6 protein-coding genes are annotated in these 12,111 nt (G+C 65.6%); 2 read left to right on the forward strand and 4 right to left on the reverse strand.

Going from position 1 to position 12,111, the window contains the following annotated elements; genetic code table 11:
* The first annotated feature begins 104 nt into the window (after positions 1–104).
* On the forward strand, positions 105–4,073 hold the full coding sequence (locus tag ACW179_RS09380; RefSeq protein ID WP_492064022.1) for a beta strand repeat-containing protein: 3,969 nt from the start codon (positions 105–107) through the stop codon (positions 4,071–4,073).
* 189 nt (positions 4,074–4,262) lie between these two features.
* Positions 4,263–4,718, forward strand: a complete 456-nt coding sequence (locus tag ACW179_RS09385; RefSeq protein ID WP_492064023.1) for a helix-turn-helix domain-containing protein — start codon at positions 4,263–4,265, stop codon at positions 4,716–4,718.
* Between the two features lie 311 nt (positions 4,719–5,029).
* Here ACW179_RS09385 and ggt read toward each other — a convergent pair whose 3' ends face one another.
* The 4 genes from ggt to ACW179_RS09405 form a co-directional block, all read right to left on the reverse strand.
* On the reverse strand, positions 5,030–6,766 hold the full coding sequence (gene ggt, locus ACW179_RS09390) for a gamma-glutamyltransferase (protein ID WP_492064024.1): 1,737 nt from the start codon (positions 6,764–6,766) through the stop codon (positions 5,030–5,032).
* 120 nt (positions 6,767–6,886) lie between these two features.
* Positions 6,887–10,156: a TonB-dependent receptor gene (locus ACW179_RS09395; protein ID WP_492064025.1), complete on the reverse strand. Its 3,270-nt coding sequence runs from the start codon at positions 10,154–10,156 to the stop codon at positions 6,887–6,889.
* A 141-nt stretch (positions 10,157–10,297) separates the two neighbouring features.
* Positions 10,298–11,287, reverse strand: a complete 990-nt coding sequence (locus tag ACW179_RS09400; RefSeq protein WP_492064026.1) for a FecR family protein — start codon at positions 11,285–11,287, stop codon at positions 10,298–10,300.
* Complete coding sequence (locus tag ACW179_RS09405) at positions 11,251–11,841, reverse strand: RNA polymerase sigma factor (RefSeq protein ID WP_492064027.1); 591 nt, start codon at positions 11,839–11,841, stop codon at positions 11,251–11,253. Before ACW179_RS09405 ends, ACW179_RS09400 begins: the two co-directional genes overlap by 37 nt.
* Between the last annotated feature and the right edge of the window lie 270 nt (positions 11,842–12,111).

Below are 12,111 nucleotides of genomic sequence, written 5' to 3' on the forward strand. Positions count from 1 at the left end.
ATCCGGTTGCGAGGTTGGCGGCGAGTTCAGAAAAAGAGTGGTTCGTGTCGGTAAGTTTCGCTCGAAATGGTCCTGCGTCACTCAAGCTATCAGGCGACTAGACCATGTTGATTTCGGGTACGGCGGGCAATGACAGCCTGGTGGGTAGCGCTGACGCTGATCTTCTGCAGGGGCTGGACGGCAACGACACCCTGAGCGGCAGCGCGGGTAGCGACACGCTGGAGGGCGGCACCGGGATCGACGTCCTCTTCGGCGATGACTTCGACTACAATGGTGTGGGCCTGTCTGACAGCCTGTCAGGCGGCGATGGTGCCGATTTCCTGGCGGGGGGAGGCGGCGTCGACACCCTGATCGGCGGCGCCGGCGACGACTACCTGATCAGCGGGCTTGCGGGCAACGTCACCGTCTATGACTACGGTACCAGCGTAGGTTTCAGCTTTGGCTGGTACTCGGGGCTCGATGGTGGCGACGACGTTCTCGACGGCGGCGAGGGCAATGATCGTGCTCAGCTCTTCTACGCCCAGCGCACTGCGCCGATCGTTTTCTCCAATGCTGATAGCCAGGCCCTGAACGGAGTTTTCGTGGGTGGCGTCCTGTCAGGCTCCGTGACCCGTGTGGAGAGCGTCGGCGGCTATTTCGGGCTGGGTTCTGACTCGCTCACGGGCGGCGCGGGCGCGGACAGCCTCGAGGGCGGCGGCGGCTCGGACACCGTCCACGGCGGCGCGGGAAACGACTTTCTGTACGATTACGCGGCTTCCGCTACCGACCTTCAGTATGGCGGGGCCGACGATCGTCTTTATGGCGATGACGGTGACGACAGCATCAACGTCTTTCGCTCCGGAACGATCGCAGCGACTCAGGTGCTGCTGGATGGCGGTGCGGGCGATGACTATCTGAGATTCGTCGGCGGTGGCCGCTATCTCGACAGCATCACCCTGGACGGCGGGGATGGTACGGACAACCTGAACGCCGAGGGTGCGGGCACCGTGACGGTTCTGGCGGGCGCAGGTGACGACCGGATCTCGGTCGATGCGCGCGGCGGTGCCTACGACATCACCCTGGGCACCGGCGTTGATACGTTGATCCTGAACTATGGTGCGACGCCGACTACTGTGACCCGTGCGATCGTTGTCGCGGACTACGCCACCGGCGTGTCTGGCGACAAGCTGGATCTGACCGACTATCTGGCCAGCGCCTTGGTCGGCAGTACAGCCGGAACCAACCTGTTCGCGGCCGGCTATCTGCAACTGGCGCAGGTCGGGGCCGACAGCGTTCTTCGGGTTGATCTTGACGGGATCGGGACAAGCTTTGGCCTGACCGATCTGGTGACGTTCAAAAACACCGTCGCATCGACGTTCGTGAACGCGAACCTGGGGAATCTTCAGACGGTCGGCACAGCGGGCAATGACAGCCTGGTGGGTAGCATCAACGCTGACCTTCTGCAGGGGCTGGACGGCAACGACACCCTGGTCGGTGACGCGGGCAGCGATACGCTGGAGGGTGGCGCCGGGATCGACATCCTCCTGGGCGATACCCGTGATTTCTATGCCTCAGGCGGATCAGACAGTCTGACCGGCGGCGACGGGGCCGACTTTCTGGCAGGAGGGCGCGGCGCCGATACCCTGATCGGCGGCGCGGGCGATGACTACCTGCTGGGCGGCGTTGCCGGCAACATCAGCGTCTATGAGTTCGGTACCCTGGTCGGTTTCAATTTTAGCTCGTCCTCGGTCATCGATGGTGGCGACGACATACTCGACGGCGGTGACGGCTTTGATCAGGCCAACCTCGTCTACGCGGATCGCACGGGTGCCATCAGCCTCTCGATCGCTGACCCGGACGCGCTCAATGTCATCACGGTTGGCGGGGTCCTTGCGGGTTCCGTAACCCATGTAGAAGTCCTGTCCTTCTATGGCGGCAGGGGCAATGACACCATCGTCGGTGGGGCGAGCTATGACTTTCTGAACGGCAATGGCGGTGATGACAGTCTGGTCGGCGGTGCGGGCTATGACAATCTCTACGGCAATGACGGCGCGGATATCCTGATCGGCGGCAACGACGGGGATTTCCTCCTTGGCGGGGCCGGAAATGACCTCCTGCTTGGCGAAGCCGGCAATGACTACCTGTACGTTGCTGTCGGTCTCGATACTGCCAATGGCGGCGAGGGGGACGATGTTATCCAGTACGGCTATGGCTTTGCGGGGGACCTGCCGACGATCACCGATACGGTGGCCGATGGCGGAGCCGGCATCGACACGCTGGAACTGGGCCTGATCACGACGGCGCTGACGGTCAATCTGGGCGTGAAGGGTGGCTTCCAGTCGATCGGCTTTGGTCGACTGAACCAGGTCGGGATAGAGAACATCTCCGGCGGCACGGCGTCTGACGTCTTCACCGGTGATGCCCTGGCCAATGTGCTGGCCGGCCGCGAGGGGGCCGACACCCTGGCCGGGAGTGCGGGCGATGACACCCTGCTGGGCGGTCTCGGTGATGACAGCCTGGACGGCGGCGGCGGCATCGATACGGCTTCATATGCCGGTGCAGCGGCCGGCGTGACCGTGTCGCTGGCGCTGACCACGGCCCAGAATACCGGCGGTGACGGGGTCGATACCCTGCGCTCCATCGAGGCGCTGTTTGGATCGACCTTTGCCGACAGCCTGACGGGGGCGGCGACTAACGACAGCCTCAATGGCGGCGGAGGGGCTGACACCCTGGACGGCGGTATCGGTCGAGACACCCTGGTCGGCGGGGCCGGCAACGACCTCTACCGGCTCGACAACAGTCAGGACCTGATCGTCGAGAGCTTCGGCTCCGGGACAGATACGGCCATCACCACGGTGAGCTACGTCCTGGGGGCGGGCGTCTCGGTCGATCGGCTTGAGGCCGACGGTGCCCTGAACCTGAACCTGACGGGCAATGAGTATGCCCAGGTTCTGGTCGGCAATGCCGGGATCAATACCCTGGACGGCAAGGCCGGGGCCGACACCATGATCGGCGGGGCCGGCAACGACACCTATCTGGCGGACTCTACCGCTGACGTCATCACGGAACTGGCTGGAGAGGGCTTCGATACCGTCAAGACCACAGCCCCGGTCTATGGTCTTGGGGTCAACCTGGAGATCCTGACCTACACGGGTACGGCTGCGTTCAAGGGGACCGGCAATGACCTGGCCAACGTGATCACCGGTGGTATCGGTGTCGACCAGCTTGACGGCGGGGCGGGGGCAGACCGTCTGATCGGCCTTGCGGGCAATGACACCTACATCGTCGACAATCTGGCCGACGTGATCGTCGAAGCGGCGGGCGAGGGATTGGACACGGTCAAGACGGCGATCGCAGCCTACGTGCTGGGAGCCAATGTCGAGAACCTGACCTATACGGGCGCGACCGCCTTCCAGGGCTTCGGCAACGGCCTGGCCAATGTCGTGACCGGCGGGGCGGGCAATGACACCCTGGACGGCAAGGCCGGAGCGGACCGACTGGTCGGCGGCCTGGGTGATGACACCTACTTCACCGACAACGTCTCCGACACAGTGGTGGAACTGGCCGGCCAGGGCCTGGACCGGATGCTCACCACCCTGGCCAGCGCCAGGGCGGCCGACAGCATCGAGATCCTGCAGTTTATCGGCGTCGGTGCCTTCCAGGGCTATGCCAACGACACCGGCGCTTCGGTGTTCGGCGGAATCGATAATGACACCCTTGTGGGCGGGGCTGGGGCGGACCTGCTGGCCGGGCAGGGGGGCAGTGACGTCCTGACCGGTGGCGGCGGAGCGGACCTGTTCTACTTCGACAGCCCGCTGGCCAGCCAGGGCGTGGACCGGATCACCGACTTCGTCTCGGGAGTGGATCATATCCAGCTCAGGGCCAATATGTTCGGGGTGACGACGATCGCCGATCTGGGCTTTGTGGCCGGCGCTGCGCCGGTCGCGGCCGACACCCGGCCGACCCTGCTCTACGACACCGCCACCGGTGCCCTGTGGTTCGACGCCACCGGCGGCGACAATAGCGACCAGGTCCAGATCGCCGTCCTGACCGGTAAGCCCGCTCTCACACTGGGGGATGTGTTCCTGGTCTGAGGCGGGGCGGCTCGAACGTCCGCGCCTGGCGCGGGCCGCTCCGATTTTTGCGGGCGGCGACTTGGTCGAAATCGCCGCTGTCGGTGGCGTGGCGGCTGACTGGCGGGGTTGCGGCGCAAGCCTGGCGTGGCGACGCCGTCGCCTTTGGGGTTCTTGAGACATCTGATACCCAAGGCGCGGGAGCCAAACATGTTCTTCAAGACCGACGCAGCCAAGATCAAGCGCTGGCGCGAAGAGCGCCATTGGTCCCAGGAGCACCTCGCCCAACTGGCCGGAGTGGGCCTGCGGACGCTCCAGCGGATCGAGAACGGACAGCAGGCCTCGAGCGAAACCCTCAAGGCGCTGGCCAACGCCTTCAATGTCGATGTGGTGGCCCTTTCCGTCGATCCGGAGATCGAGGCGGCGCAGATTGTCCGGAGCCGGCAGGCGGAGGCTGTGCGGGCGCTGCGTCTATCGTTCCTGATTCATCTGGCCTGCTATGTCGTCGTGGCCGCCGTCTTTCTGACAATCTGCATCGGGCTCGGGGCCTTCGTCATGAAGTGGCCCTTGCTCTGGGTGACCGTGGCGCTGCTTGGCCACGGGGCCGTCCTCGTGGTCGCCGAACTGGTCACGCGCTACGATCAACAGCTCGGCTACAGATCGTGAGCTGATCCGCCGGGGCTGCCGCAGGCTACTCGCCGCAAGCCCGCGCTGCCGTGCAGCAGCTCAACGTGCATAGCTACAGCACCTCGGGCCTGACCGGCGCGCGTGACGCTGCCACGGTGGCAAAGCTGCCGGCTCATCCGGAACGATGATCCCGATACCATGACGGCCCTGGCGCCGAACGGCCGCTATGCCGTGGTCATTCACGTCAATCACGGGGTCTATGCCCGCAAGCTCGATATCTCCACCGAGGGACTTGAGGGCGGGCCGTGGAAGGTGAAGGGTCGTCTGGCCGCGAGAACCCGACGCAACCCTCAGCGTGCCGACGCTGCCGCGCCCGGTCGCCTGGGGTCTGCGCCCCCCAGGAACAGGCCCTTGTCGATCATGATCGACTGGGCGCTGCCCATGGTCTCGTCAGACGTAACCGGATGTCCCATCGCCTTGAGGAGGGCCACGGTGTCGGGATTGAAGTTCGGCTCGACTTCCAGAGTGTCGCTGGCGTTCTGGAAGATGCGCGGCTGATGGGTGGCCTCGGCGATGTTGAGGTCGAAATCCACCACATTGACGATGACCTGCAGCACCGTGTCGATGATCGTGCTGCCGCCCGGGGTGCCGGTGATCAGCCAGGGCTTGCCGTCCTTGAACACCATGGTCGGCATCATGGTCGACAGCACCCGCTTGCCGGGCTCCAGGGCGTTGGGCGGCAAGGGGGCACCCGTCTGCCGGGCCTTCCACGCCGCCTCATGGGCGTAGTTGTTCATCTGGTTGTTGAGCACAAAGCCCGCGCCCGCCACCATCACTCCGGATCCGAAATCAGCGCCCAGGGTATAGGTGTTGCTGACCGCATTGCCCTCGGCGTCGGCGACCGAGAAGTGCGTGGTGTTGGGGCTCTCGAACGCCCACGGATCGCCGGCGCCCAGCGCCTTGGCCGGCTTGGCGCGGGCCGGATCGATCAGCTTGGCGCGCTCGATCCCGTAGGCCTTGGAGGTGAAGCCCTTCAGGGGCACCTTGGCGAAATCGGTGTCGCCCAGATATTTGTAACGGTCGGCATAGCCCAGCTTCATGGCCTCGGCCATCACGTGCAGCGATCTGGCCGAGCCCGCGCCGGTGGCTTTCAGGTCAAACTGCTCAAGAATGTTGAGCATCTCCAGCAGGGTCGCGCCGCCGGCGCTGGCGGGCGGCGAGGTCATCACGGTCAGGCCACGATAGGTCCCCTCCAGTGGCTCGCGCACGACCGGCTTGTAGGCGGCGAGGTCTTCCAGGGTGATCAGGCCGCCATGCGCCTTCATGTCGGCCGCGAAGCGCTTGGCGATCTCGCCGCGATAGAAGGCGTCGGCGCCGTGGTCGGCGATCTGGCGCAGGGACCAGGCCAGGTCTGGCTGTTTCAGGATCTCGCCGGCACCATACAGTGACCCGTCGGGCTTGTAGAACGCGGCCTTGCCGGCGGCGCTGGTCGACAGGCGCTCCTGCCCCCAGTTGAAGACGAAGGCTTCGTCCGGCGTCAGGGCCACACCGTCGGCGGCCAGGCGATAGGCGGGCTCGACCACGGCCTTCCAGGGCAGCTTGCCATAGGTCTTGTGGGCCAGATAGAGCCCCGCGACAGTGCCGGGCACGCTGGGAGCCTTGTAGCCGATCGATGCGACCGCGTTGTTTTCCTTGCCCTTGTCATCAACGAAGGTCTCGAGCCGCGCAGCCTTGGGCGCGATGCCGCGATAGTCGATGAAGACCGTTTTCCCCGTGCCCGCCATGTGAACCAGCATGAAGCCGTCGCCGCCGATATTGCCGGCGCGCGGCAGGGTCACGGCCAGGGCGAAGGCTGTGGCGACGGCCGCGTCCACGGCGTTGCCGCCCTGACGCAGGATCCCGACGCCGACCTCGGTGGCGATGGCGTTCTGGCTGACCACCATGCCGCGTTCGCCCACCACCGGATGGTGGATGCTGGGATATTCCAGCAACTGCTTGCGCTGGGCCCAGCCTGTAGCCGGCAGCAGGGCGGCGGTGGAAAGGGCAAGGGCCGAAAGACCCAGGGCGACCAGTCGGAAGGGTTTCACGCGCGCCTCGTCGGGGAGAGTTGGAAAAGGGGTGCGGGACGACGGGCACGGGGGGCTGAGTCGTCGTCCCGCGAGAACCCGGCCTGGGGGTACGGAAAAGGCCGGGCTCTTGAGCGTGGACTAGAAGCGCTTGCTGGCGTTCAGGTACCAGTAGCGTCCAGTGGCGTTGTGGAGCGCGCCGAGGTAGCCGAAGTTCGAGGACACGATCGGTGGTTCCTTGTCGCCGACGTTGCGAACGCCCAGGCGGATCGTTGAACCGTCAAAGCGGCCGTCCTTGAAGGCGTATTGGCCGTAGAGGCTGACCGTGGTCCAGGCCTTCACGGGGAAGTACTGGCCGGCGACCTGGGCCGGGCCCGTGTCATAGACCTCGCCCACGTGGCTGACGAACATGCCTGCGCCCCAGCCCTTCAGGCGCCAGGTCAGGTTGGCTGTGCCGCGGAATTCCGGGAAGCCATCCATCTTGATCTGGTTGCCGGCCGAAACGATCGTAAATCCGGTCAACCGGCCATTGGCGACGGCCTCAATCAGGGTCGCTTCGACCGTGCTGGGGGACTGGTCGTACTTGGATAGCTTGGCGACGTTCAGCGACAGGCCAAAATCGCCCAGCGGGGTGTCATTCAGGTCGTAGTCCAGGCTGAAGTCGAAGCCCTGAACCATGCGCGGCTGCAGGTTCGAATAGGTGTCGTTGACAGAGTTGATGGCCCCAACGGTGTTGGTCCCCACCGGAGCATCGCGCACGACATTGGGGTTGGAGCTGCCCGACAGGCGCAGCAGCAGGTCATAGTTGATCTGGTTCTGGGCCCCGAGGATGCCGATGACGTTCTTCTCGCGGATCGACCAGAAGTCGGCCGTCAAAACCAGCTTGCCATAGTCGCGCGGGATGAAGGCCGGCTGATAGACGAAGCCGACCGAGGCGTTGTCGGCCTCTTCAGGCTTCAGCTGGTCGTTGCCGCTGCGCACTTCCAGGGTGCTGGAGGCGGCGCAGGTCGTCGCGGCCGGGGTATTGATCCGGCAGGCGGCGAAATCGGAGCGATTGTTCGAGACGGTCGAGCCGGGGCTGTAGAACTGCGGCAGGTTCGGGGCGCGGAAGCTTTGCGAGACCGACCCGCGCAGCGCAAAGCCCTTACCGACAGTCCACAGGACCGCACCCTTGGGCTTCAGCACATTGCCGAAGTCCGAATAGTACTCGTCGCGAACGGCCAGCTGCAGCTGGATCTCCTCGACGAACGGAATGCCCATTTCGGGCGAGATGATCGGCACGGCCAGCTCGGCGAAGGCCGATGAGATCGAGCGGTCAGCCTTGACGTCGACTGAGCCCGAAGCCCCCATGACGTCCGTGCCATAGCTCAGGCCTGTGACGGTGTTGGTATAGGTGATCGTACCGTCCAGGCGGTCGTCGCGGTCGTCGAGAAAGGTCTCGCGACGCCATTCGACGCCCGCCGCGAAGCCGACCGGACCCGCCGGCAGCGAAAACAGGTCGCTGTTGGAGACCTTGAAGTCGCCCATGGCCAGGCTGGTCTTGCTGATGCGGTACACGTCGATGAGGAAGGAGTTCATCGTCGCGGCGCTGTTGGGCGTTTCGTCCTCGCCCGAATAGTTGGTCTGCGAGCCGCCGTTAAACGGGTTGTAGGCGTCGCTGGTCGTCCGGTTCAGCGCCGCCTGGAAGAGCGTATTGCTGATGGCGTTGTGGGTCTTGTCCTTGGTCCGGGCCTCGGAATAGACCAGTGCAGATTCCCACTTCCAGCCGTTCCAGTCACCTTTCACGCCGCCCAGCAGGCGGTAGCTGTCATCGGTGACGGTGTAGCTGCGCGGCCCGGTGTCGACCGGGCGATAGGTGGTGATGTTCATCGCCAGGCCCGTGGTCGGTACGCCGGTCAGGCCCGCCAGTCGGTTGACGCTGCCGACCGGACCAAAGGGGTTCCAGTAGGCGTTGGCCGCGATGCTGATCGGCGCCGACGAAATCGGAGCCGACTGCTCGCGGCTGCCGTTGAACAGGGCGTGATAGTAGCCAAGCTCGCCAAAGACGGTCAGGCCGTTGTCCAGGTCGCGTTCGACGGTGCTGAACAGGTTGGTGCGTTCAAGCCCGCCCTTCAGCGTGCGCTGCGGGTTCTGATTGTAGCGCAGCTCACGGTCGGCCGCGCCGGTGATCGTGCCTGAGCGCAGGCAAAGATTGCCGTTGATCACGGTGCTGCTGCAGCCCGCCGCCGTATTGCTGGTCGGCTCGACGTGGAAAACGCCGCTGGTGGTCAGGGCCACGCCGCTCTGGCGCACAGCCGTCGACGACGGGATCACCGTGAACGACCCCCAGGGGCTGGAGGTCGAACGGTTGTCGAAAGTGGTGTTGCCGACCCAGGGGGTGTCGGCGACCGCAGCGCGGTGATCCTCGCTGGCCGAGTAGTCGCGGTCGGTCGCCATCATGCGCGAGCGGCCGGTATAGCCACCGAAGAAGGTCAGGCGCGTGCCGTCTTCCAGCCGCGTGCCGGCCTTCACGTTGAAGCTGCCTTCGCGATAGCCCGTACCTTCCGAGCCGCCCAGCTGGCTTTCCAGGCGCAGGCCGCGGAAGCGGGTGTCGAGCACGGTGTTGACCACGCCGGCCACGGCGTCGGTGCCGTAGATGGCGGCGGCGCCGTCACGCAGCACCTCGACGCGCTTCACACCGGCCACGGGAAAGGCGTTGGTATTGGGGGTCTGCACCGGAACCAGGTTCTCGGTCTGGGTGCCGGGGTGCATGACCGCGCGGCGGCCGTTCAGCAGCGACAGGGTGTTGCCCGTGCCCAGGTTGCGCAGGTTCAGCGACGAGACGTCGCCTCGTGCGTCGTTCAGGTTGCCGGTGGTGCGGGCTTCCTGGAACTGGACATCCCCAGCCTGCGGGATCGAGCGAAACAGCTCATCACCCGAGACGGCGCCGGTGGCGACGATATCGCTCTCGTCGACCACGGTTACCGGCAAGGCACCGGTGGTCTTGGCACCCTGGATCTGCGAGCCGACGACCACGACGGTCTCGACGACGGCGGCCTCATCATCAGCTTGGCCGCCCATCGCGGCCTGGGGCTGGGGGCGGGCGGCAGACGCCGGACGCAGGGTGATGGTCTGGCCGTTGTCCGAGGCGATCTCGAGGCCGGCGGCCGAGATCAGGCGGGTCAGGGCCTCGCTGTCGGCTATCTCGCCGACCACAGCCGGCGTCTTTCGACCGGATGCCGCTTCAAAGGGAAACAGGACCTGCTTGCCCGACTGTTTGGCGAAGGCCTGCAGGGCCGGGACGGCGTCCTGGGCCGGGATATCGAAGCGGTGGCGGGCCTCTTGCGCCAAAGCCGGTCCGGCCAGAACCAGAACGGCCGCTGAGGTGAGCAGAAGCCCCCGGATGTTCCGGAGACGATTGGAATTGCGCATGGTCTAGCCCTGCCCCTAGCCGCGCCTTGCCCCCTCGACATGGCGTTCTTGTCTAACCCGACGGGCGATCTCGAATGATCCGCCATAGGCGCAATGAAATTTTTGTTTCTCGGCGCCTGGAGGCGGCCTGAGGCGCGAGGTTCAGTCGCGGGCGGTGAGGCGGATCACGCCCTCGGCGTCACGCGTTGCGCGCACCGGGAAGGTGTTGGTCACGGCCGCGACGAAGCTGCCGGGCTCGGTGCTCTGGAAGTAGCCGGCCAGTCTCAGCCCCGAAACGGCCGGATCATCGACCGAAATGCGCTGGCGGTTATAGCGGTTGAACTCGGCGACGGCCTGTTCCAGCGTCTGACCGTTGAGGGCGATGGCACCCTGACGCCAGGCCAGGGCCCGGTCGATTTCCGCCGTTGAAATGCGCTGCACGCGCCCTCCCGCCGGGCCATAGACCGCCGCGATACCGGCAGACTGACGCGAGTCGGCTTCGGTCACCTTCTGGTCGACGGTCACCGAGCCGCTCTTGACCGTGACCGCTGCGGCGTGACCCGCGACCCGCACGGCGAGCTGGACGGCGTCCGACGCTTCCAGGCGCGTGTCGCCCGCGCGAACGATGAAGGGGCGGTCATCGCGCGCCGCCATGAACAGGGCCTCGCCCTTGACCAGCCTGACCTCGCGCGCGCCGTTGCGGTAGCGCACCAGGACCTTGCTGTTGGTGTTGAGCTCGATCCGGCTGTCGTCGCTGAGCACGATCACCCGCCGCTCGCCGATGGCTGTAGCATAGGCGGTCGTGGCGGTGGCCGAGACGACGCCGGCGGCGGCGATTCCAATCGCCCCGACGATGGCTGCGGCACGCGCCCAGACGGTGGGCGTGCTCCAGATCGCCGACCGTGAAGGCGGCGGCGCCAGCAGGTCGGCATTGGCGGCGCCTGTCCCGGGCGCAATGGCGCGCAGCCGCTCCAGGCGTTCCCAGGCGACGGCCTCACGCTCGAAAGCGGCTTCGTACTGCGGCCCCTGATTGCGCCAGGCTTCGAAGGCGAGGCGATCGGACGGGGCGCAGGCGGGGTCGTCCAGCCGGACCACCCACTGGGCGGCGGCCTGCCTTACGGCTTCCCGCTGAGATCCCGCTTCACGCGCCATGAACGCTCTTCCTCGACCTTTCTTGCCCGACCGTCTCCACGGCCCAGTTTATCCGAACAGTACCGCAGCCCCTTTACGAGGTGCTTCTCTACAGTGGAGACGGACAGGCCCAGCCTTTCCGCTATCTCCCTTGGCGAAAGATCATAGACCTTTCGCAGCGTGAAGACCCGGCGGCACTGGGCGGGCAACTCCGCCATGGCCGCGCGCAGTTGCCGCAGTTCGTCGCGGTCGACAAGGGTCTGCTCCTGCGTCGGCGCCTCGTCGGTCAGGGCCATACGCTCGAAATCGGCGACCGCTGTGATGGTCAGAACCTTGCGGCGGCGCAGGGCGTCCAGGGCGATATTGCGCAGGATGCGCGAGGCGAACGCACCGGGATTGAGCACCTCACGCCAGCTCTGGTAGGCGATGGCGCGGGCAAAGGTGTCGTGGACCAGGTCTTCGGGATCGGTCTCGCCGTCCCGGCAGAACCGTCGCGCATAGGCCAGGAGGTCCGCCTCGAGGGGCAGGATCTGTTGCCGAAACCAGGCGCGCCGGTCGTCGTCTTGGTCGTTCATGCCTACCCCCTCGGGCAGCAAAGACCGATCCGCAACCGACAGCAATGGGAACGGGCCCCATTTAGGGGCCGCGCCGCCGAAACAGGCAGCCAGCGCCTCTGACGGGTCGCCCCCGGTGGGTAATCGGCCCTTTCCAGCTTCGCCCGACACGCTGTGGAGTCGATCGGGTGTGGGGTGAATAAGATATTGAATTTATTCAATTGGTTCTTTTTCTGACTTGGTGCTCCCGCTTTCAGGAGCGGGTCATCAGCCGCCCCAGTCATGTGGCCG

This window comes from Caulobacter sp. AVps18, from assembly GCF_058681425.1.